This is a genomic window from Aeromonas sp. Y311-2, from assembly GCF_027706025.1.
In the GTDB taxonomy this organism is placed as follows: Bacteria; Pseudomonadota; Gammaproteobacteria; order Enterobacterales; family Aeromonadaceae; genus Aeromonas; species Aeromonas veronii.
The window spans coordinates 222435-243327 of the sequence record NZ_JAPDCL010000003.1 but is presented as its reverse complement, the minus strand read 5'-3'; the positions used below and the strand labels follow the sequence as shown (position 1 = coordinate 243327).

The 20893-nt window shown below is 61.0% G+C and carries 26 protein-coding genes; 10 read left to right on the top strand and 16 right to left on the bottom strand.

The features are described from left to right. Positions 1 to 5 precede the first annotated feature (5 nt). The 5 genes from atcB to OKC42_RS04875 all read right to left on the bottom strand — a co-directional run bounded on the left by atcB (position 6) and on the right by OKC42_RS04875 (position 3544). The gene (atcB, locus tag OKC42_RS04895) at positions 6 to 773 is read right to left on the bottom strand and encodes a cold adaptation protein AtcB (RefSeq protein ID WP_005335887.1); all 768 of its coding nucleotides are present in this window, start codon (positions 771 to 773) and stop codon (positions 6 to 8) included. A gap of 12 nt (positions 774 to 785) precedes the next feature. Then, entirely contained in the window at positions 786 to 1328 is a 543-nt protein-coding gene (gene atcA / locus OKC42_RS04890; RefSeq protein ID WP_270819165.1) for a cold adaptation protein AtcA, read from the bottom strand. A 23-nt stretch (positions 1329 to 1351) separates the two neighbouring features. Next, positions 1352 to 1636 carry a cold adaptation protein ActJcold adaptation protein ActJ gene (gene atcJ / locus OKC42_RS04885; protein ID WP_005343121.1) on the bottom strand — a complete coding sequence of 95 codons (285 nt, stop codon included), beginning with the start codon at positions 1634 to 1636 and terminating at the stop codon, positions 1352 to 1354. 280 nt (positions 1637 to 1916) lie between these two features. Next, positions 1917 to 2669, bottom strand: a complete 753-nt coding sequence (locus OKC42_RS04880; RefSeq protein ID WP_270819164.1) for an SDR family NAD(P)-dependent oxidoreductase — start codon at positions 2667 to 2669, stop codon at positions 1917 to 1919. After that, the gene (locus OKC42_RS04875; protein WP_270819163.1) at positions 2666 to 3544 is read right to left on the bottom strand and encodes an NAD(P)-dependent oxidoreductase; all 879 of its coding nucleotides are present in this window, start codon (positions 3542 to 3544) and stop codon (positions 2666 to 2668) included. The genes OKC42_RS04880 and OKC42_RS04875 overlap by 4 nt, the downstream gene beginning before the upstream one ends. A gap of 130 nt (positions 3545 to 3674) precedes the next feature. Between OKC42_RS04875 and OKC42_RS04870 the strand changes: the two genes are divergently transcribed. Further along, the gene (locus OKC42_RS04870) at positions 3675 to 4499 is read left to right on the top strand and encodes a LysR family transcriptional regulator (protein ID WP_270819162.1); all 825 of its coding nucleotides are present in this window, start codon (positions 3675 to 3677) and stop codon (positions 4497 to 4499) included. Positions 4500 to 4575: 76 nt separating this feature from the next. On the opposite strand, the gene OKC42_RS04865 is transcribed toward OKC42_RS04870, so the two are convergent. Genes OKC42_RS04865 through OKC42_RS04850 form a run of 4 tightly spaced genes read right to left on the bottom strand, consistent with a single transcriptional unit; the run spans position 4576 to position 8321 of the window. Beyond that, positions 4576 to 5091, bottom strand: coding sequence for a protein disulfide oxidoreductase (locus OKC42_RS04865; RefSeq protein WP_270819161.1), 516 nt, complete (start codon positions 5089 to 5091; stop codon positions 4576 to 4578). A gap of 3 nt (positions 5092 to 5094) precedes the next feature. Next, positions 5095 to 5838, bottom strand: a complete 744-nt coding sequence (locus tag OKC42_RS04860; RefSeq protein ID WP_270819160.1) for a DsbA family protein — start codon at positions 5836 to 5838, stop codon at positions 5095 to 5097. 9 nt (positions 5839 to 5847) lie between these two features. Further along, positions 5848 to 7890 carry a protein-disulfide reductase DsbD family protein gene (locus OKC42_RS04855; protein WP_270819159.1) on the bottom strand — a complete coding sequence of 681 codons (2043 nt, stop codon included), beginning with the start codon at positions 7888 to 7890 and terminating at the stop codon, positions 5848 to 5850. A gap of 53 nt (positions 7891 to 7943) precedes the next feature. Next, positions 7944 to 8321: a hypothetical protein gene (locus OKC42_RS04850; RefSeq protein ID WP_263084802.1), complete on the bottom strand. Its 378-nt coding sequence runs from the start codon at positions 8319 to 8321 to the stop codon at positions 7944 to 7946. 184 nt (positions 8322 to 8505) lie between these two features. Here OKC42_RS04850 and OKC42_RS04845 point away from each other — a divergent pair, with 184 nt between their 5' ends. The 4 genes from OKC42_RS04845 (at position 8506) to pspG (ending at position 10583) form a co-directional block, all read left to right on the top strand. Beyond that, positions 8506 to 9234 (top strand): 1-acylglycerol-3-phosphate O-acyltransferase, encoded by a 729-nt coding sequence (locus OKC42_RS04845; RefSeq protein ID WP_270819158.1) that lies wholly within the window; start codon positions 8506 to 8508, stop codon positions 9232 to 9234. 210 nt (positions 9235 to 9444) lie between these two features. Further along, positions 9445 to 10107 carry a phage shock protein PspA gene (gene pspA / locus OKC42_RS04840; RefSeq protein WP_270819157.1) on the top strand — a complete coding sequence of 221 codons (663 nt, stop codon included), beginning with the start codon at positions 9445 to 9447 and terminating at the stop codon, positions 10105 to 10107. Positions 10108 to 10109: 2 nt separating this feature from the next. After that, the gene (locus OKC42_RS04835) at positions 10110 to 10316 is read left to right on the top strand and encodes a PspC domain-containing protein (protein ID WP_005335873.1); all 207 of its coding nucleotides are present in this window, start codon (positions 10110 to 10112) and stop codon (positions 10314 to 10316) included. A 48-nt stretch (positions 10317 to 10364) separates the two neighbouring features. Continuing rightward, entirely contained in the window at positions 10365 to 10583 is a 219-nt protein-coding gene (pspG, locus tag OKC42_RS04830; RefSeq protein ID WP_005335871.1) for an envelope stress response protein PspG, read from the top strand. A gap of 90 nt (positions 10584 to 10673) precedes the next feature. Here pspG and OKC42_RS04825 read toward each other — a convergent pair whose 3' ends face one another. Next, positions 10674 to 11018 (bottom strand): GIY-YIG nuclease family protein, encoded by a 345-nt coding sequence (locus OKC42_RS04825; protein ID WP_270819156.1) that lies wholly within the window; start codon positions 11016 to 11018, stop codon positions 10674 to 10676. Between the two features lie 44 nt (positions 11019 to 11062). On the opposite strand from OKC42_RS04825, the gene OKC42_RS04820 reads away from it, so the two are divergent. Then, entirely contained in the window at positions 11063 to 11797 is a 735-nt protein-coding gene (locus tag OKC42_RS04820; RefSeq protein WP_270819155.1) for a substrate-binding periplasmic protein, read from the top strand. On the opposite strand, the gene rarD is transcribed toward OKC42_RS04820, so the two are convergent. Further along, entirely contained in the window at positions 11779 to 12669 is an 891-nt protein-coding gene (rarD, locus tag OKC42_RS04815) for an EamA family transporter RarD (protein ID WP_270819154.1), read from the bottom strand. The two genes, OKC42_RS04820 and rarD, sit on opposite strands and share 19 nt — an antisense overlap. 99 nt (positions 12670 to 12768) lie before the next feature. Here rarD and OKC42_RS04810 point away from each other — a divergent pair, with 99 nt between their 5' ends. Continuing rightward, the gene (locus OKC42_RS04810) at positions 12769 to 13356 is read left to right on the top strand and encodes a uracil-DNA glycosylase family protein (protein WP_270819153.1); all 588 of its coding nucleotides are present in this window, start codon (positions 12769 to 12771) and stop codon (positions 13354 to 13356) included. A gap of 4 nt (positions 13357 to 13360) precedes the next feature. Here OKC42_RS04810 and OKC42_RS04805 read toward each other — a convergent pair whose 3' ends face one another. Continuing rightward, the gene (locus OKC42_RS04805) at positions 13361 to 14218 is read right to left on the bottom strand and encodes a DMT family transporter (RefSeq protein WP_040067030.1); all 858 of its coding nucleotides are present in this window, start codon (positions 14216 to 14218) and stop codon (positions 13361 to 13363) included. A gap of 91 nt (positions 14219 to 14309) precedes the next feature. On the opposite strand from OKC42_RS04805, the gene OKC42_RS04800 reads away from it, so the two are divergent. Further along, positions 14310 to 15200 carry a LysR substrate-binding domain-containing protein gene (locus OKC42_RS04800; protein WP_270819152.1) on the top strand — a complete coding sequence of 297 codons (891 nt, stop codon included), beginning with the start codon at positions 14310 to 14312 and terminating at the stop codon, positions 15198 to 15200. A 12-nt stretch (positions 15201 to 15212) separates the two neighbouring features. On the opposite strand, the gene znuB is transcribed toward OKC42_RS04800, so the two are convergent. Further along, positions 15213 to 15992, bottom strand: a complete 780-nt coding sequence (gene znuB / locus OKC42_RS04795) for a zinc ABC transporter permease subunit ZnuB (protein WP_257699713.1) — start codon at positions 15990 to 15992, stop codon at positions 15213 to 15215. A gap of 21 nt (positions 15993 to 16013) precedes the next feature. Then, complete coding sequence (gene znuC, locus OKC42_RS04790) at positions 16014 to 16790, bottom strand: zinc ABC transporter ATP-binding protein ZnuC (protein WP_005354861.1); 777 nt, start codon at positions 16788 to 16790, stop codon at positions 16014 to 16016. Between the two features lie 93 nt (positions 16791 to 16883). Here znuC and znuA point away from each other — a divergent pair, with 93 nt between their 5' ends. Both znuA and OKC42_RS04780 read left to right on the top strand, forming a co-directional pair. Beyond that, positions 16884 to 17777 carry a zinc ABC transporter substrate-binding protein ZnuA gene (gene znuA, locus OKC42_RS04785; protein ID WP_270819151.1) on the top strand — a complete coding sequence of 298 codons (894 nt, stop codon included), beginning with the start codon at positions 16884 to 16886 and terminating at the stop codon, positions 17775 to 17777. 67 nt (positions 17778 to 17844) lie between these two features. Then, entirely contained in the window at positions 17845 to 18519 is a 675-nt protein-coding gene (locus OKC42_RS04780) for a transglutaminase-like cysteine peptidase (RefSeq protein WP_005335848.1), read from the top strand. On the opposite strand, the gene OKC42_RS04775 is transcribed toward OKC42_RS04780, so the two are convergent. Next, complete coding sequence (locus OKC42_RS04775; protein WP_270819150.1) at positions 18514 to 19455, bottom strand: TAXI family TRAP transporter solute-binding subunit; 942 nt, start codon at positions 19453 to 19455, stop codon at positions 18514 to 18516. The genes OKC42_RS04780 and OKC42_RS04775 overlap by 6 nt on opposite strands. Continuing rightward, positions 19452 to 20750, bottom strand: coding sequence for a LapD/MoxY N-terminal periplasmic domain-containing protein (locus OKC42_RS04770; protein ID WP_270819149.1), 1299 nt, complete (start codon positions 20748 to 20750; stop codon positions 19452 to 19454). The genes OKC42_RS04775 and OKC42_RS04770 overlap by 4 nt, the downstream gene beginning before the upstream one ends. Between the last annotated feature and the right edge of the window lie 143 nt (positions 20751 to 20893).

The following is a 20893-nucleotide window of genomic DNA, read 5'->3' as shown; positions in this document are numbered from 1 at the left end:
GCTCCTTAATCCAGAAAGCTGAACATGTCGTCGACGTCGCCGTACTCGTCTTCCTCGACCTTGTTCTTCTCTTTGGCCTGCATCACCAGTTCGGCGGCAAACTTGTTGATGATGCCGTCCCAGGTGGAGTGCTCGTTGCGCAGCAGCGCCTTGATGGCTTTCTCCACCTCGGGGGCCAGCTCGCGAATGAGCATCAAGAGGCTGCGCGGGTCATCCAGCGCGTAGTCGTGGACATCCTCGCTCTGCTGGCGCTCGCTGTAGCGCAGGGACTCTTCGAGATCTTCCTCTTCGGCGTGCAGCACGTCGCGATAGCCTTCGTCCTCTTCATAGCGATCGCCGCGATAGAACTCGATAAAGGGGATGGCGAGGTAGAAGAGACCGGCCGGATCTTCGGCCACGCACTCGAGGATCTCGCGCTGCTTGGCTTCGCTATCCTGGGTGCGGATCAGGTAGTTGAGGAAGTCGAAGGTGTGCTGTTGCAGCTCGTCGGCGTTGTTCTTGATCGCCTCTTCCCAGTAGAGCGGCTGCTGGCAGACGATGTCGCGGATCCGCTCCGGGGTCATCAGCTCGGAGATGATGGAGGGGAAGGAGATATCGTGCTGGCCGTTAATCTGAGTCAGGGTAACGATATCAATGTTTTCAATCACTTCTGCCAGCTGGTCGTCAGACATGGTCTTGGCGATCAGCTCGAACTTCTCGCTGGCCTGCTTCGGCTCGATAACGGCCAGCTCTTTGATCTCGATGGCGGTAATTTCTATCAGACTGTTGCTCATGCCTTGCCCCAATTAGAAACGGACTTCGTCGTACATATCCTGATCGCCGTCGTCATCACCATAGCGGTCACTGCCGCCGTGGTAGTCGGCGTCGGCATCTTCCCCGTCTTCATCTTCTTCGTCGCGCAGATCAACGTCGTTATCGCCGCGGTGGCTACCGCGCGGCAGCGGGTTGTCGAGCAGGAACAGCACGGCGCAGGCTTCCATCAGCTGATCTTCGCTCTGGGCCCGCACCGCCTTGACCAGCGGCAGGGCGGCGTTGTTGAAGCCGACGCTCACCTTGAACTCGTCCCAGCTCGGCTGCTCGCCGCTGGTGAGCCACTTGTTCCACTGCGACTTGGCCTTGGCCGGGAACTGCACCCGGCCATAGAGGGCCAGCGGCAGATACTCGGGCATAAACTCCAGCATGCTCATGTCGGCCAGCAGCAGGCTCTTCATCTGATCGGTGAACTGTTCCAGCCCCTTGGGGTCGTCCTGATCCCGGTAGGATTCGATGTTTTCGCTGGCATCGCTTTGCAGCGACTTGAGCCGCGCCTGGTCCCATCTCTTTTGCATAGTTGCTCTTTCTGCCTGCTGTTTCAGGGGTAGAACTGATCCCACATCTCCTGCATGGCGGAGGCGGGATCGGTCACGATGACGTTGTTGAAATCCTTGATAAAGGCGGCCCGCTGTTTCGGATCGGACAGCACTTCATAGGCCTGCTTTACCTGGTGCAGCTTGATGGCTGCCTGCTCTTTCTCTTCTTCACTGGCCCCGTGCAGCTTGTCGGGGTGGTACTGGTTTGACAGCCGACGATAGGCTTTCTTGATGTCGTTTTCGCTGGCGTTGGACTTGACGCCCAGCACCCGAAAGTAGTTGTTCATGGCAGATCCTGCATCACTGGCATCATAGGATTCACGCTGCGAGTGCCTGATGGTGGGGATTGGCAAACCAGGCACGGCAAAAACCCGTCATTTTAACGGAAACAGCCCGCCAACGCGATGAGTTGGGCGATCAATTAACGGGCGAGATGAAGAGGGGTCAGTTGAGCGTCTATTGTTGCCAGTCGGTCTGGCCAGTGCAAGGGCGGCGGGGCAAAAGCGATGAAAAAACGGGCAGGAAAGGCATGGGCGGCAGGCCGGGGTAAGGCTGCCGCCGCAGGGGTTACTCCTCCCAGAAGGAGGCGGAGGTGTGGTAGATCATCTTCTTGCTCATCCCGCCATCGACCACCAGATTGGCGCCGTTGATAAAGTCGTTCTGGGGATCCGCCAGAAAGAGGCAGGCGCGGGTGATGTCGTCGGGGCGCCCGACCCGGCCACTCGGGTGCTGGCGATGATCCGCCTCGGTCAGGGTGTGGTAATCCTCCGCCTGGATCCAGCCCGGACTGATGGCATTGACCGTGATGGGGTAGTCGGCCAGCGAGTTGGCGAGGGACAGGGTGAGGGCGACCAGCGCCCCCTTGGAGGCGCCGTAGGCATCCCAACCCGGTTCGTTCTGCTGCCAGCGGGTGGAGGCAATATTGATGATGCGGCCATAGGGCAACCCGCGGTTGGCCTGAACAAAGGCGCGGGCGCAGAGCATGGCGCCGCGCACATTGACCGTCATCACCTGATCGAACTGGGCTGCGCTCAGCTCCTCGAAGCGGGTGTGGAACTTGCTGATGGCGCCGTTGTTGATCAGCAGGTGGATGCCGCCATGTTGTGCGCGCACCTCGGCAAAGAGCCGCACGATGGCCTGCTCGTCCCGCAGATCGAGTGGATGAAAGTGGATCTCGGGATGGTCAAAAGCGTGAGGGGCCAGATCGGTGGCAATCACCCGATAACCAGCCTCGGCCAGCCCGATGCTGAGCTGGCGGCCAATCCCGCCAGCGGCGCCGGTGATCAGTGCAATTTGGGGTTGGTTGGTCTGCTCGTTCATTGTGCTGCTCCATTGCGCGCCCGCAGCACCTTGATGAGAGCCGACACCTCTTGCTGACCAAACCCTTGCGCCACCCCTTCCTCAAACAGATCGGCGGCAAAGCGCGGGAAGCGGCTGTTGATCCCGGCGTCGGTGGCATGACCGGCGAGGCGGCTGATGGCGGCGCTCCAGGTTTTCAGGCTGGCGTAGGGGTGATCGAAATCGCCGCTCGCCAGCGTCTTGCCCAGATGGACCACATCGCCACCGAGAATGGGCGAGAGCTCGCTGAACTGGGCGCACACCTTGGCTACCGGCAACCCTTCCGCCTCGCAGATCAGCGCGCCGTGCAGAGCACCGAGCAGACCACCGGCAAAGTAGGCGGCGACGGCACAATCTTGCGCCGCGGCGGCGCCCACCGCATCGGCCACATGGTCGAGGGTGGGGGCGAGCAGGCGCAGCACCGGCTCGGCGTCGCTAAAGGCGGTGCTGGCCCCCGAGCAGATGATGCTGGCATCAGTGGTGCCGATCTGTTCCGGGAAGCAGAGGATGGCGCCATCGAGATAACAGGCGCCGCGGGTGTGGCACCAGCTCTCCAGCGCTCTGGCCCCCTGCGGGCTGCCGGTGGAGAGCTGCACCAGCAGCTTGCCCGCCACCGCATTGCTCGCCTCGTCCAGCAACTGCTGGCTGACGGCGTAGTTATCGACGCAGACAAGGGTGATATCACTTGCGGCAATAGCTGCGCCAACCGAGGGGGCGAGAGTCGCGCCCAGCGCTTGCAGCGGGGCCGCCTTGGCGGCGCTGCGATTCCAGACGGTGACCGGATGGCCCGCCTTGAGCAAGGTGGTGGCGAGGGCGGAGCCCATGGCCCCGAGGCCGATGACAGAGAGATGGCGCATGATGGCTCCTGACGGTGTTGATAGACGCTGATATAGAGAATTGGGATGCCTTGTGGCAGGTAAGCCACTATATTTGCCCAGTGTCGCCGTGAAAAATGGCTTTTATGACTGTCTGGTATAGGTTAACTCTATGGATGTGCGAACCTTGCGTGCGTTTGTGGCTGTCTTCGAGGAGCGCAACATCACGGCGGCGGCCACCCGCCTCTTCATTACTCAGCCCACCCTCTCCACCACCATCAAGACGCTGGAGGATGAGCTGGGGGTGACCCTGTTTGTGCGGCAGGCGCGCGGTGTGGAGGGGACTGAAGCTGCCCACCGGCTCTATCCCCGCGCCAAGCGGCTGATCGCCGACACCGATTCCCTCGCCCGCGAGTTTCGTGAAACCTCCCCCTGCCTCGAGCTGACGGTGGGGATTGAGGCAGACCTTGGCGATGGCGTGGTGGGGACGCTGGTCAACGGGGTACTCGCCCACGAGGAGATCCTGCTGACTCTGGAGGAGGGCTGCTGTGGCGATGTGCGGCTGGGGTGTGAATCCCTGCGCTGTGGTGACGAGCTCTTTATCCCCCTGCTGGAGGAGGAGTTCGTGCTGGTGCTACCGCCGGATCACCCGCTGACAGGCAAGGGGGCGCTCACCCCGGCAGCGTTGGCGGATGACCCCTGGGTCACCTGCCCGCGCCACGACTCCCATCTGCGGCTGATCGCCATTCTCGGCAATCAGGCGCCCCTCTACCCACGGCGGGCAGGGTCGCTGCGACTGGCGGCTATCATGGTGGCCGCCGGGGCGGGGATTGCCTGGTTGCCCCGTTCGCTTTGTTTGCCCGGTTGTTCGGTCGCCGAGCTGGCGGCCTCTTCCTTCAAGCGGCGGGTGGGGCTCTGCTACGCCCCCGATGCGCTGCGCTCGGCAGCGGTGACTGCCCTGTTGGAGCAGGTGCGCGGGATGCAGCTCCCCGTCTGATGTCGGGATAAATATGTCGGCATAAAAAAGGGCCATCCGGTGGGATGGCCCTGTTAAAGGCAACGAAGTTGCGTGGCTAGAGCGATGCCCACCAGAGCCGCAACTGCAAGCCCCACTTCGAGCTCCAGCCGGTGGTGCTGCTCACAAGCGTCCCATCCCTGATGACGAGGAAAGTCGGGGTGACCCCTACCTGCCACTGGGCGGCCAGCGCTCCCGACTCGTCGTTGTGGGTCGGGAAGGTGAGCCCCTTCTTGCTCATCCCCATGCCAAGCTGCTCTGCGTTGCCGGAGCGCAGCGCCACCGTCAGCACGTTTTCCCCCTCCTGCCAGAGCTGCTGCACGGCCGGGGTGGTGAAACGGCACACTCCGCACCAGCTGGCCCAGTAGTAGACCAGCAGCGGCTTGCCTTGACTTAAGGTAGCGAGATCCGTGCTGCTGCCATCCTGCAGAGTGACGGGGGCGTTCATCGCCCCCTCTGGCAGGGTCGGGCTGCGCCACAGATCGAGCAGGGTCGAGATGACCAGCGCCATCAGCAGCAGCCAGAGCGCCTCCTTGCCCCAGCGGCGCCAGCGGGGTTGAGGATAGGTGGTCATCCCTTACCCCTGCTTGGCCAGTTCGGCCTGCACCAGTTGATCCAGCTCCTCATAGGGGATGGCGCCCGGTACCAGCTGGTTGCCAATCAGGGTCGCTGGTGTGCCCTGTACTCCGAGGATGGTGCCGATGCGCAGGCTGTTGCGCAGCTCCTCGGTCGCCTTGGCGGCCGGTTTGAGCGCGGTGTTGCCGGTGGCGGCCAGCGCCTTGTTGATGTCCGCCTCGGTCAGCATCCCCTGCTTGCTCATCAGCTTGTCGTGCAGGGTGAGGAAGCGGGCGGGATCTTGCTGCCACAGGGTCAGGCTGTATTGGGCCGCCTTGGCGGAGGTCTGCCCCTTGAACGGCAGCAGCTTGATCACCAGCCCCAGATCGTCCGGATAGGCCTTGAGCAGCTTGGTCAGCTGGGGATCGAACTGCTTGCAGTAGGGGCAGTTGTAGTCGGTGAACAGCACCAGCGTCAGCTTGGGGTTCTTGGCGCCGAGGCGCGGGCTGGTGGCGCTGTTGAACAGCACATCCTTGTTGCCCTTGATGAAGTTGCCAAGCTGCGCCTCCTGGGCTGCCGCGTTCTGTTTCTCCCAGGATTCGGCGGCCTCGTCGAGGATCTTGGGGTTGGCGATCAGGGTCTCGCGGATCAGCTCCTTGATGCGCGCCTCCTGCTCCGGGGTGAAGGGGGCGGCGTGCAGGGCCGGAGCCAGCAGGGCTGCGGAAAGGGAGGCCAGCAGGGTCAGGGCGCTCAGAGTCGGTTTCATGATTACTCCTTAAAATCGGGTGGTGCCAGCCTGAAGCAGGCCAGCCTTGTGCAATGTGGTCAGCAGATCGTCCTTGTCGAGCAGGGGTGACAGCGTGACCCCCTGCGGCAACTCCGGGCCGTAAATCTGGTTGAAGGGGACGGCCGCCGCGCCCCGCTTACGGAGGAAGGCGGCGATGGTGTCGCTTGGTTTGCTCCAGTCGCCGCGCAGGGCCACCACATCGGGGGCCGAGAGGGCCAGTTGCACCTCATCGCGTAGCAACACGTTGTATTTGTTGGCCTTGCAGGTGACGCACCAGTCTGCGGTGACATCGATAAAGACCCGCTTGTTTTGGGCCAGCGCATCTGTGATGGCGCGTTCGGAGAGCGGCTGCCAGACCACCTTGTCAACGCTGGCCGAGCCCTGCGCGCTAAAGGCGCCGCTCAGCAGCAGGGGGCTGCCAATCAGGGCGGCGAGGGCGATCGCCAGCGTGAAGCCGCGCATGCCGTAACGCCAGATGATGCCAGTCAGCAGTGCCAGCAGCATGGCAACCATCAGCCAGCCGGTGGCATAGCTGCCGAGATGGTTGTCGAGCAGGCTGGTGAGCCAGAGGCTGGAGCCCAGCATCATCAGGCCGAGCAGGATGCGCAGATGGTTCATCCAGCGCCCCGGTTTCGGCAACCAGAGGGCGAGCCGTGGCAGGGCCGCCACCAGTAGCCAGGGCAGGCTCATGCCAATCCCCAATGCCGTGAAGATCAGCCAGAGCTGACCAAGGGGGGCGGCCAGCGCAAAGGCCACCGCGGTGCCGAGGAAGGGGGCCGAGCAGGGGGTCGCCAGCAGAGTGGCGAAGCTCCCCTGCAGGAAGTGACCGCCGAGGCCGTTACCGCCGCTGGTGGCGAGGCGGGTGCTGAGGGCGCTGGGCAGGCGGATCTCGAACAGCCCCAGCAGGTTGGCGCAAAACAGCAGGGTGACCAGCACCATCAAGCCGATAAAACCGGCGCTCTGGAACTGAATGCCCCAGCCGACGGCCCCTTGCGTGGCGCGTAGCAGGCTGCTCATGGCCGCCAGCACCCAGAAGGAGGCGATGATCCCGGCGCTGGCGGCGAGGAACTGCTTGCGCACCGCTCCCTGTTCACGCTCCTGATGTTGCAACACAGTGCCCAGCTTGAGCGCCAGCACCGGCAGCACGCAGGGCATCAGGTTGAGGATGAAGCCGCCGAGCAGCGCTGCTCCCAGCAACCAGAACAGCGAATGGCTCTGGTTGGGCAGTGCGAGTGGCGCGCCGATCGTCCCCTTGCCCTGCCACGCCTGTTCGCCGCTGGTGAGCAGCAGGCCGAGGGATTGGCCGCGCAGATCCGGCGCATCCCCCTGCCAGCCATCGCTCACCGGCACCCGGGCGATCAGGGTGTTGCCCTCGACCTCAAGCGCCGGTTTGCCAAACTCGGCCCCCTCCAGAGCGTCGATAAAGAGCGCTGGTGATTGCCAGCCCTCTGCCCGCTCGGCGCGCAGTTGCAGCTGGTTGTGCTGATAACCGAGCTCGATCCGGGTCTCGGCAGGCAGCGGCTGGGGCTGGGTGCTCATCGCCTTCGCCCAGGCAAAATCGAAGTCGGCTGGGCCCTGCCCATCCACCGTGAGGGTGAAGGGAAAGTCGGTCAGGATGCAGACATTGCTGCAGGTGGAGAGGCGCAGAGTCCCCTTGAGCGGTTGCCCAGTTGGGTAGTTGAGGCTGAGGGGGAAGGTCACGTCCCCCTGATAACCCTGGGTGCTGAGCCCGGCTACCTCGAAGTGGCGTGGCACCGGCCAGCGCCACTGAAAGTCTCGGACCGGCTCATCCCACAGGATCTGGGGGGCAATGCCCCCTTCTCCCGGACTGTGCCAGTAGGTTTTCCAGCCTGACTCCAGCTCGACATCGAGCAGGATGCGGGTCTGATCTGCCGTGCTGCGGTCGGCCTGCAGCCGTACCCGGGCGTGATCATTCTGTGGACTGGTGAGCCAGCCCGTGTCGCTGGCCAATCCCATGGATTGCCACAGCAGACCGCCCAGTAGCAGGGCTGCCTTGAAGAGATTCGACATCTTTTTGGTCTCGCAAAAATTGAGTGACAGCTAACGAAAGAACGCAGCCGAACTCATTCCCGCCAGACGCACAGGGTGAGGTGCAGACGCCGCTCGGGTGGCGAGATGGCTCTGGGAGGGGGCAGTGGCGGTGTGTAGCGCCAAAGGGGGGCCAGCAGGGCGATCAGCACGGCCACGGCAAAGAAGAGCTGTTCGACACAGAGCAGGGTGGCGGCGCTTAGCCACTTGCCGTTGAGCTGGCAGCTGGTGGGTTGCGGGCTGGCCGGTTTGGCATCCTCTTGATCCGTTGCCGAGCCTGGAACGGGCAGTGCCTGACAGCTGAGGGCGTGATCGAGCAGGGCAAGCCGGGCCAGCGGCTGGGCCGCACAATTGAGCACCAGCAGGCAGACCAGCAGCAGGAGATGTTTCGCTACCCGTTGTTGCAACATCATGTTCGCCCCGTCCGTCAAGATGGGGCCATCCTAACGACCAATGGCGGGTGGGGCAAGTCGGCGGCGTCGTATTGATGTGCAGGACTGTGGGTGGCGCGACGGGGTGGTCGGTTCTGTTTGGCGAACGCTTGTTCGCTAAAAGGGGGATCAGTATACTGCGCCGAGTTAAAACTCGAGGTGTTCGATGCTCAAAATTGCCCGTGTGCTGCTGCTTGGTCTGCTGCTCATTTTCTGGTTCCTGTTCGGCCTGCTGCTCTGTCTGGTTCGTCCGCGCCATCCCAACAACGTCTATGTCTTCGCCCGCATGTATCACGCGGTCTGCCCGCTGATCGGGCTGCGAGTCAAGGTGACGGTGGCCGACGAGGTCAAATCGGTCGGCCCGGCGGTCTACGTCTGCAACCACCAGAGCAACTTCGACATCTTCACCGTGACCGGTGCAGTGCAGCCCGGTGTGGTGGCGGTGGGCAAGAAGAGCCTGCTCTGGCTGCCGCTGTTCGGCCTCATCTTCTGGCTCTCCGGCAACGTGTTGATCGACCGCTCCAACCGCTCCCGTGCCATCGGCACCATAGGTCAGGTGGTGGATCGCATCAAGAACCGCGGCACCTCCATCTGGATGTTCCCGGAAGGGACCCGCTCCCAGGGGCGTGGCCTGCTGCCGTTCAAGGCAGGTGCTTTCCACACTGCGGTACAGGCTGAAGTCCCAGTGGTACCCATCGTCTGCTCCAGCTACTTTGGTCAGGTCGACCTCAATCGCTGGGACAACGGCGAAGTGCTGGTGGAAGTGATGGCCCCGGTCTGCAGCAAGGAGCACGGTGCCAGCGGCATTCGCGATCTCTCCGACACCTGCCGCGCCCGGATGGAGGCCAAGCTGACCGAACTGGACAGCAAGCTGGGCCACAGCAATGCCGCCTGACGGATATCGCAGACGCATCGACAAGGGAGCCACAGGCTCCCTTTTTTGTTGGTGAAAATTACCAACTGGTTGGCTATTCTCACCAACAATCTCTTCTTGAATTTCCTCAGCAAACTCCCATCTATATGTAAAACAACAATAATTTTTCTTGGCACGGCTCTTGTAATGCAATGGGAAGAGATAGCCATCCCATCAACAAGGAGCCAGACCATGAGCGTATTCAGCCGCCTGACCGACGTGATTAATGCCAACCTGCACAGCCTGCTCGACAAGAGTGAAGAGCCGGAGAAGATGCTGCGCCTGATGATCGAAGAGATGGAGCAGGTGCAGGTCGAGATGCGTACCCAGGCCGCCCGCGTGATTGCCGAACAGAAACAGCTGGAGCGTCACCAGCAGGCGTTGCAGGCGCAGATCCTGGAGTGGTCGGCCAAGGCCGAGCTCGCCATCCAGAAGGGACGTGAGGATCTGGCACGCGCCGCCCTCACCGAGAAGCTGGCGGAGGTCAAAAAATGTGAACAGCTGGAGCAGGACAAGGCCCGGGTGGCCGAGGTGCTGGCCCAGCTCACCGCCGACAGCGAGCGGTTGGCAGCCAAGCTGACCGAGGCGCGCGAGAAGCAAAAACTGCTGACCCTGCGCGAGCAGACGGCCCACAGCCGCATTCGTGCTCGCGCCCAGGTGGACAACCAGCGGATGCATGAGCTGATGGCGCGCTTTGATGGTTTTCAGGGCCGGGTCGATCAGCTGGAAGCCCAGCTGGAGGCGGCCACTCTGGGGCAGAATCCCTCGCTGGAGGCCCAGTTCCGCGAGCTGGAGCTCAATGACGAGATCGAGTGCGAGCTGGCTCGCCTCAAAGGCCAGAAGGCGGAGGTGTAATCATGAGCCCCTGGCCCAAGGATCTGGTGCATCGCAAGCTGACCGGGGTCTGCGCCGGTATTGCCAGGCGGTTGGGGGTCTCCAGAGTCACGGTGCGGGTGGTGGCACTGCTCGCCCTGATCCTGATGCCGCCGCTGGCACTGGCCGCCTATCTGCTGGCGGTGCTGGTGATGCCGCCCCGTTATGAATTGAAGCGCTGGCTGGATTGACCGAAGGGTTGACCAGCTGGCAGACAAGGTACTGATAAGGAGCAAGTTATGCTGGAATTTTTCATATTGCTGGTGGTGCTGCTGGTCATGGCACTGACCGGTTTTACCCTGGTAGCCATGTTGCTGGTGAGCGGTCTGTTCGTGCTGCTTGGGGCGCTGGGCGGCATGCTTGCTCTGATCATCAAGCTGGCTCCCTGGTTGCTGCTGGTACTGGCAGTTTGCTGGCTGATCAGCAACCGCAGCAAGCGTTCCAATACCTACCTCTAACCCGCCTGAGGTTGTGCAAGACGTTGTGTGATGCTCCCTGATTTCCCCTTTCCGGCCACTCATCGAGTGGCCTTTTTTTGCCTGTCGTCCTCAAGGCTGGGTGGCTGCGGGTAACCACTGGGGGCTCCAGCTCTGCCAGAGTGCCGGGCTGTGGATCAGCTGCTCCTTGAAGGATTTCGGCTGCTGCTTGAGGCGATATTCGATGCGCAGTGCCGCCCCCTTCTCGCCGACTTCCTGTTGCCACGCCAGCGTCAGTGGCCCCTTGCCGCGCAGGGCGCGAGCGCCCTTGCCACTCTGGTGCTGGCGTAGACGGCGCTGCGGATCCGTGCTGATCCCGGTATAGAGCAGGCCGGTGGCAGTACGCACCATATAGACAGACCAGCGGGAAGGGGCGGATGGTTGCTGTGCCGGTGTGGTGGTCGCGGGTTCTCTCATTCAAATTCTCTGTGCCAAACTCAGAGGCAGCTCAAGGAGGTGCGATGAGAGTCTGGTTTTGGTTGTGGTTACTGTTGTCGGTCCCGGCTCTGGGGGAGACGATCCGTCTCTACGATTACCATCAGCATCCGCCCTTCAACACCGGAGTGGATGCAGGGCTGAGCCGCGAGCTGGTCAAGTATCTCAATGAAAAGCTGGGGGGTGAACCCAGAATCGAGCTTTGGCTGGTCAATCGCGCCCGACTGGCGCTGGAGATGGCGGATCCCGACTTTGACGGTCTGGTGGTCTGGGTCAATCCCGCCTGGGTGGGGGACCCCCATCGCGAACGCTATCTCTGGACCTTTCCGGTGATGCGCGACACCAACGAGCTGGTCTCGAACATTGACAACCCGGTCACCTATCGCGGGCCAGACTCCCTAAAGGGGCTGGTGTTTGGCGGGGTGGAGGGCTACCGCTATCAGGGGATCGATGATGCAGCCAGCCGCGGGGAGCTGGTACGTCAGGATGCCAAGAAGGTGAAGACCAATCTTGAGCTGCTGGTGCGCGGCCGCATCGATGTGACGTTGGTCAGTGGTTCATCGCTGGGCTTTTTCATCGACGCACAGCACTATCAGGGCAAGCTGTTTATCTCGCCCTTCCCCCAATCCAGCTATACCCGCCATATCTTGCTGCCCAAGTCTCGCCCCGAGCTGCATGCCACCCTCAACGACATCGCCGAGCAGATGGACAGAGATCCCCGTTGGCACAAGGTGCTGGAGTCCTATCGCGATACGCCCTGAGGGCGGCGCTTGAGCCGGTGCAGCGGTAACAGGCTCACCAGCAGACCAGCCCAGACAAAGGCGAAACCGACAGCCTTGATGGGGTCCGGCGCCTCACCAAACCAGTAGATGGCGAGCAGGAAGGCGAGGCTGGGCTCGATATATTGCAGCAGTCCCACCGTGCTCATCCGGGTTATCGCCACCGCATAGCAGAACAGCCCCACCGGCAGCAGAGTAGCGGGCGCACTGCCCATCAGCAGCAGCTTGTCGGCCAGATCCCCGTTCACGAATGCCCCTTCCCCGTGCCATGCCAGCGTGCCGATGATGATCAGCGCGACGGGCAGTTGCACCATGGCTTCCAGATAGAGGCTGGTGCCGGTGTCGTAGTGGATTTTCTTCTTGATAAGGCCATAGCAGGCGAAGTTGGCCCCCATGATGAGGGAGAACCAGGGGAGCTGGCCGTAGCAGAAGAGCATGTAGGCGAGACCCGCCAGTGCCAGAGCGACTGCCAGATGCTTTTGCGGGGTGAGCCGCTCTTTGAGGAAGATGACGGCGAATACGATATTGAACAGTGGGGTCATAAAGAAGGCGAGGCTGGTGGTCAGCACCTGCCCGGTAGTGAGGCACCAGGTGAACATGCACCAGCTGATGGACATCACGGGGCCCGCCAGCAGAATGAGGCCGAGCTGGCGCGGCTCGCTGCGCAGTTGTGCCCAGGGCACCTGGTGGCCAAGCAGCAAAAACAGGGCGCCCAGCAGCACCACAGACCAGAGCACCCGGTGGGAGATCAGCTCCCACATGTTGACCTCGGGCATGAATTGATAATAGAGCGGTAGCATCCCCCACAGGATGAAGGAGAGGGTCGCGGTGCCGGTACCTAGCCAGTTTTTCATTATTGCCCGTTTATTAAATTAAACACCCATGACGATAGTAGGGGGCGCGCCCTGTTTCCACAAGAGGGAAAACAGGGAAATGCTGGTACTATCAACGTCATGCATCGAATCGATAAGTTGTTTGAGCAAATCAGGGCCTGCCGTCTGTGCGAGGCTCATCTGCCGCTGGGGCCTCGTCCGGTGATCCGCGGGGCCGAGAGTGCCCGCCTGCTGATCATCGGTCAGGCGCCCGGCACTCGGGTGCATGCCAGCGGTATCCCGTGGGATGACCCCTCCGGTGACCGGCTGCGCCAGTGGCTCGGGGTCGATAAGGCCACCTTTTACGACGAATCCCGCATCGCCATCATGCCGATGGGGCTCTGCTATCCCGGCAGGGGAAAATCCGGCGATCTGCCACCGCGCCCCGAATGTGCGCCTACCTGGCACGACAAGGTATTGATGCTGTTGCCCAATATCGAACTGACCCTGCTGATCGGCCAGTATGCACAAGCCCATTACCTGCGGGGGGCGGCCAAGGGATCGCTCACCGACACGGTGCGCAGCTGGGCCGACTATGGTCCCGGCTGGCTGCCGTTGCCGCATCCCTCCCCGCGCAATACTCTCTGGCTGAGGAAGAATCCCTGGTTCGAACAGGAGATCGTCCCCCATCTGCAGCAAAGGGTCGCCCCTTTGCTGGCACGACCCTGAGTGCTTAAACCGCCGGTTCGGCCAGCGGTTTGGGTTTGCTGCGGGCCATGGCGATAAGCGGCAGGACGATGCAGATACAGCCCAGCAGCAGCGGCAGGCCCGGCTGCTCGTCAAACAACCATACCCCGATGGCCACCGCCATCAGCAGACCGGTGTACTCCGCCGAGGCGATCTTGCTCGCCTCCGCCTTGCGATAGGCCACCACGCACAATCCTGCATAGACCATGATCAGCGCCGAAGAACCGAAGGCGGGCCACCACATCTGCCACTGCCAGTCGCCCCCTTCCCACAATGCCAGCGCCAGAATAAAGGGCATGCTTAGCACGTTGGTGAAAAACAGGGTCTGGGCGATGGGCTGCTTGAGCGGGATCCGCTTGATCAGCAGGTTGTTGAGCGCCATCGACAGCGCCACCCCGAGCGCCGCCAGCGCGGCCCAGTTCACTTCGGTCGGGCGCAGCACGATCAGTACCCCGATAAACCCGATAACCGCGGTCAGCACCTTCTGGCGCGAGATCGCTTCTCCTGCCATCCACACCGCCAGCGGCACCATCATCAGGGGGGCGGCATAGAAGAGGGCATTGGCAGTGGCGAGCGGCAAGCGGGTGAGGGCCACCACCATCAGGCAGACGCCGACCGCCCAAATATGGGCCCGCAGCAGGTGCCACTTGATGGCCACCGGCGGGTTGCGGCGCCATGACCAGAGCAGCCAGGGCATCAGCAGAATGGCGGCCGAGAGCTGGCGGAAAAAGACAAACTGGAAGATGGGCTGATCCGGCTCCAGCACCTTGACCAGCGCATCGGAAAAAACTGCCACCATATTGCCCAGCACCAGATAAAGGATGCCGATCCCTACTGCATTCATACCACCTCCCACTTCAGATGAGCGGAGGGTAGCGTGCCGGTTGATATCCAGTAAAATGATAAAAAATGACCACTCATGAGATATTTAGATAATGAAGCTTCCTCCCCTGCGTGCGGTGCAATATTTCGAGGTAGTGGCCCGGCTGCTCAGCTTCTCCCGTGCCGCCCTTGAACTGAACGTCAGCCAGAGTGCGGTCAGCCACCAAATTCGTCTGCTGGAGGATTTTCTGGGTGAGCGCTTGCTGCTGCGTCAGGGTCGGCTGCTCTCGCTGACAACCCAGGGGGAGAGCTACTTCGAAGGGATTGCCGCCGGGCTCAGCCAGATTGCCCAGAGCAGCGAACAGTTGCGTGGTGGCGGTGAGATGCGAGTCCGGCTCGCGGTCTACAGCTCGTTTGCGGTGAAATGGCTGATCCCCCGCCTGGCCGGATTGCGCCAGCTCTATCCCGAGCTGGATCTGAGTCTGGAGATGGTGGCGGAGGATCCCGAGCTATCTGATCGGGTGGCAGACTGCTTTATCACAGTCTCACCCAACGGGCGGGGCTACTGTCACGATCTTATCTATCAGGAGCGGCTCTTTCCGGTCTGCAGTCGCCGTCTGTTGCTGCAGGTCAGCGGTGAGTGGCCTGAGGCCATCTGGCAGCTGCCGCTGCTCTCGGTGCAGTCCATTTACAAGGCGCGGGGGGGGGATTGGCAGCGCTGGGCCAAGGCAGGTGGTTTGGTGATCCCTGACGAGGCGCGGATGCACCATTTCAGCCATGTGCTGCTGGCGATGGAGGCGGCAGCCTGGGATCAGGGGGTGGCATTTGTGAATGACTACATGCTGCGGCCCGATGATCCCCAGCTGGTGGCCTTGCCGGTACACCAGCTGGAGACGGGGGATGCCTTCTACTTCACCTGCAAGCGCTCGCGGGCCCATGAGCCCGCCATCAGCCGGTTGCGCCAGTGGCTGATGATGGAGACACGCCAGAGCATGCCGTTGTAATTGCTCGGGTTATCAGGCTTTCTTAAACTGGCTCAGCACAAACAGGCTGGTGGCACAGACGACGACCGAAGGGCCAGCCGGGGTGTCCTGATACCAGGAGAGGGTCAATCCACCCAGCACGGCGAGGCAGCCAATCAGCGCGGCAAAGCCCGCCATCTGCTCCGGCGTCTGGCTGAAACGGCGGGCGGTGGCGGCGGGGATGATCAGCAGGGAGGTGATGATCAGTGCCCCGACAAACTTCATCGCCACGGCAATCACCAGCCCGATGAGCAGCATCAATACGCAGCGCAGCACATCGACCCGGATCCCCTCTACCCGTGCCAGCTCTTCCGAGATGGTCATGGAGAGCAGGGGATCCCACAGTCGCCACAGGGTGAGCAGTACTAGCGCGCCACCGCCGTAGATCCAGAGCAGATCCATCGGTTGTACCGAGAGCAGGTCGCCGAACAGATAGGCCATCAGATCCACCCGCACGTTATCCATAAAACTCAAGGTAACCAGACCGAGGGACAGGGCACTGTGGGCCAGAATGCCGAGCAGGGTATCGGTCGCGACCTGCTGGTTGCGGCTCATGATCACCAGCAGCATCGCCATGGCGAGGCAGCAGACCACCACCGCCAGGGTGAGATCGACCTGCAGCAGGATGCCCAGCGCGATGCCAAACAGACAGGCATGGGAGAGGGTGTCGCCAAAATAGGCCATCTTGCGCCATACCACGAAGCTGCCGAGGGGGCCGGCCAGCAGGGCGATGCCGAGACCGGCCGAGAGGGCGTATAACAGAAAGCTGTCCACTTTAATGTCCTGTTGCTTGCGCTATTTGCTGTGAGCGTTGTTGCGAGAGGGCAGGCGGATGACGGGAGCCTGCGGTTCATGATGATGGTGTTCGCCGTCGCAGTGGTGATGGTGGGTATAGACCGCCAGCACCTCCTGCTCCGGTCGCCCGAACAGACGGGCAAATTCGGGGTGGCGGGCCACGCTTTCCGGCTCGCCATGACAGCAGACGTGGCGATTGAGGCAGATCACCTCGTGGGTGCTGGCCATCACTAGATGCAGGTCGTGGGAGACCATCAGCACGGCGCAATTGAACTCGGCGGCGAGCTGGCCGATCAGGGCGTAGAGCTCGATCTGGCCGGTGATATCGACCCCTTGCACCGGCTCATCCAGCACCAGCAGCTCGGGCTTGACCAGCAGGGCGCGAGCCAGCAGCACGCGCTGCATCTCACCGCCAGAGAGCTTCTGCATCCGGTTTTCCAACAGTCCCTCAGCGCCCACCCGGGCCAGAGCTTCCTCGATGGAGAGACGGCTGTTTTTGCCCAGCTGCAGGAAGCGGCGCACCGTCAGCGGCAGGGTGGGATCCAGATAGAGGCGTTGTGGCACATAGCCGACTCTCAGATCGCGGCTGCGGGTGATCTTGCCTGAATCCGGCGTGAGCAGGCCCAGCACCAGCTTGCTCAGGGTGCTCTTGCCAGCCCCGTTGGGGCCGACGAGCGTGGTGATTTTGCCTTTATTGAGGGTAAAGGAGACCTTGTCGAGCACAGAGCGTCCATCAAACGAGAGAGAGACCTCTTTCAGCTCTACCAGTTGGCTCATGACAACTCCGGGGTTTACAGCCAGTGAGAGTTATAATATAACAAAAAGCGGCTGTTATATTATCACATACTCACCCCCTGACGAGATTCACCAATGAGAATTATTGCGCTTTTCACTGCCCTGCTGGCGGTGAGTTTGCCTGTTCGTGCCATTGAGGTACTGACCACCATCAAGCCCCTTGGCTTCATCGCCGCGGCGATCACTGACGGGGTGAGCGAGCCCAAGGTATTGCTGCCGACCGGTGCCTCTCCCCACGATTTCTCCCTGCGTCCGTCCGATATTCGCAGCATCAACAGTGCCGATCTGGTGGTGTGGGTTGGCCCCGAGCTGGAAGGGTTTATGGCCAAGCCGCTGGCCAATCATCCCCATGCTTTGGCCCTGACTCAGGTTGAGGGAATGCCGCTGTTCAACTACGCGACTCAGGATAGTCATGACTCCCATGACCATGATGAAGGGCATGAGGGACATCATCACGAAGGGGTCGATCCCCATATCTGGCTTGGACCGATGCAGGCCAAAGTGATTGCCAAGGCGATCGCAAGTGAATTGGGCAAGCTGGATCCGGCCAATCAGGCTCGTTATGACGCCAACCTCGCGGCATTTGATGCCAAAGTGGATGCCAAAGACAAGGTGATTGCTGGCCAGATGAAGGCGGTGAATGAGAAGGGGTACTTTGTATTCCACGAGGCGTATGGCTACTGGGAGCGCCATTACGGCATGAGTTCAAAAGGTCACTTCACCGTGAGTCCGGAGCGTCGCCCAGGCGCCAAGACGCTGGTGGATATTCGCAAGGCTTTGGAAGAGAAGCAGGCGAGCTGCATCTATGCCGAGCCGCAATTCTCCCCCGCAGTGATTGAGTCGGTTGCTCGTAATACCGGTGCCAAGGTGCTGCTGCTGGACGAGGTGGGTGAGCAGGTACCGCTCGGCCCGGATGGTTATCCCCAATTCATGCAACAACTGGCAGACGCATTTGCACAGTGTCGCTGATCGCCTGCTGAGGCTCTCATCCTGAGGGGCTATACTGACCTCCAGCATCTGACATGGAGTGTCCGGTATGAAATGGTTGTTGATCCCGGCCTGCACGTTGGCGCTATGTTGCGCCAACGTGCAGGCTTCGCGTCTTTCCGAATATATTGCCAGTCCGGATCTGCGGGCCAAGCTGCAGGAAGTGTATGGTGGCCGGGCCATCCAGCGGGCCGAGGCATTCTCTCGCCTGCTCACCCCCAGAGCGGGTACAACCGACCAGCAGAAGATCGAGCTGGTGAACAACTACTTCAACAATCTCACCTACAGTGAAGACCCCAAGCTGTGGGGTGATGAGGATTACTGGGCCAATCCGCTGGAGTTCATCGGTGCCCGGGGTGGGGATTGCGAGGATTACAGCATCTCCAAGTACTACACCCTGATGGAGCTGGGGGTGGATGAGAAGAAGCTGCGGCTGGCCTACGTCAAGGCGGTGCGTTACAACCAGTTCCACATGGTGACGCTCTACTTCCCGACGCCCAAGGCTGATCCACTGGTGCTCGACAACATCAACAGCCGGATCCTGCCGGGCAGTAAGCGAACCGATCTCATCCCCGTCTACAGCTTCGATGCCAAAAGCATCTGGATCATGAAGTCACGGCGAGAAGGGACGTTGGCGGGGAGTGCCGATCGGCTGGCGCAGTGGACATCGATGAAGACCCGTTTCTCCAGCGAGCAACTGCGCTCTCCCCGTCGTCAGCTATAGCTTGCCCGCCGCCTTCAACTCATCGAAATATTTCGCTGCGCCCGGATGCTGCTCAATACTCAGCACCGGGCCGGTTTTATTGCGTGCCCGGTGAAACATATTGGCGTAGCCATAAGTCTGCTCATTGAACTTGGTCTGCTGGGTCAGCATGGCCTTGGTCAGGCGATAGACAGACTCTTCCGGCATGCTGGCATTGGTAACCAGAGTGGCGGCAATGGCAAAGGTGGGGGTCGCCTTCAGATTGCCGGGGTAGATGCGGGCGGGCACCTGACTGCGCTGGTAATATTTGACCCCTTTGAGTAGCTGATCCCGAGTGACCCCATCGATGGGGAGGAAACTGACCGCGCAACGTTTGGCTGTGTCGAGCACAATCCGGTTAGGGTGTCCCATCACCAGTGCAAATGCATCGATCTGCTTGCTACAGAGCGCATCCGGCAGGTTGGCCATGCTCTTCAGATCGAGATCCTGTTCTTTCGCTCCCAAGATGTTGAACAGGGTCAGCGCCGTCTGGCGGGTTCCCGAGCTCTTCAACCCCATGTCGATGGGGGCGAGCTTGAGCTGTTCCAGTGAAGTGATATCGCCATCGGCACGGATCACTATGGTGAAGGGCTCGGCATGGGTGGCAAACAGGGCGCGCAGCTCAGGTTGCGGCTGCGTGGCAAAGGGGCCCAAGCCCTGGCTTGCCTGATATAGCCAGTCTGACTGCACCATGGCGTAGGATGACTCGCCACTCTTCAGTCGCTTCAGGTTTTCTATTGAACCCGATGAGCTCTGCAGTGTGCACGCAAGTTGCTCGTCGACCTCATGAGCTAGACGGCAAAACTCTTTGGTTATCTGGTGATAAATCCCCTGCTCACCCCCGGTGGTGATAGTGACGGTTTCGGCCATCAGGCCGGGTTGCCACAGCAGGGGCAACAGCATGGCGAGCTTCTTCATGATTGCGCCTCCTTGACATAACCATCGATACCCCAGGTCCGCAGTTTGTCGATGTCGCGACACTCTCCCGATTCTGCCAGTAGGGTATAGCCAGCAGCATGCATGGTTTGGGAGAGCAGATTCCAGTAGAGCGGCTCATTGGTCAGCTGACAGCTGATAAAGATGGGATTGAGCGGGTCAAGTTGATTGAAGGTATCCGCATTGAGGGGAATGGCGCTGAAGGCGAGCTCACACCCCCGTTCCTGCAACGCGGCCAATGTGGCTTGGCCGTGGGCGGGGAATGTGGCTACATCCCAGCGCCAATCCAGTGTTTTTCCTCGACCCTGGCTTAGCAGAGGGGCGATCTCGGACCATTGCGGGTGATTGAGCAGGGAGAGGGGCAGCAAGACCCCTTCTATATGAGAGTGCTGCCACTGTTGCAGGGCGCTCTGGATGGTTGCGAGATCGCTGTCGGCACCGAGGGGCTGACTGGGCAAGAAACGCTGATAGAGCGCGATCTCCCCTTGTGTGGAGACAAATTTTTGCAGTTGCCCGCCTTCCGGCAGTGGGCTCACTCCTTGCAGCGGCTGTGGGGTCGTCAGTGGCAGCTGTTTTCCCAGCTGGGTGATTTTGAGTCGTTGTTGCAGCAGATCCCGTTTGCGTTCGGAAACCAATTGGTTGATGGAAAGTGCCACTTCTTTGAGGTCTTGCAACCAGGGAGTGGGCAGGGTGCTGTTGAACTGGTGTTTGCGGATGCGGATCAGCTGCAGGTTGATCTGCTCCAGGGGCTGCAGCAGGCGTTTGCAGACCAGAGAGATGATCAGGGTAAATACGACGAGGCCCGCCAGCAGCGCCAGACCGGTGCGACTGATGGCATTCCACAGATGCTGATAGGCGTAGCCGCTATGACCCTCAAGGGTCAGAGTGCCCAGCATGCGCCAGCCATCGGTCAACTCTTGCTCAATCTTGACGGGGGGCATGCCGATAACCGAGGGAAGCCAGCCGGGGACATTTTGCTGGGTAGAGTGGAAGACCTTCTGAAACAGCAACTGGCCATCAGGATCGATCAGGGTGACCGAGCTGACGAAGCCGCCATCAAACATGGCATTAACGATGGTCTCGGCCAGCACATTGTCGTCATTAAGCAGGGTTCCTTGCAGCACCAGCCCGAGAGCGGTGATGGCGGTTTCCAGGTTGGCTGACATCTGGTCGAGGATGGATTGGCGGACCGTCGTGACTTCCAGTGCAAACAGCAGCGCTGCACCGATCAGGAACAGGACGACAATTATTCTGATTAACAGTTTTGCTAACGACATATCCACTCCATGGAAAAGTTATCGCAACATTTTGGGTTTCTATTCAGTATCGAATCCGACCCGGTTCTTAAAAATAGGAAAAAATGGTTAAAAAAGACGATCATTTCTGCCCATCCGGGCGGGTTATGCATAAAATGTGAGGT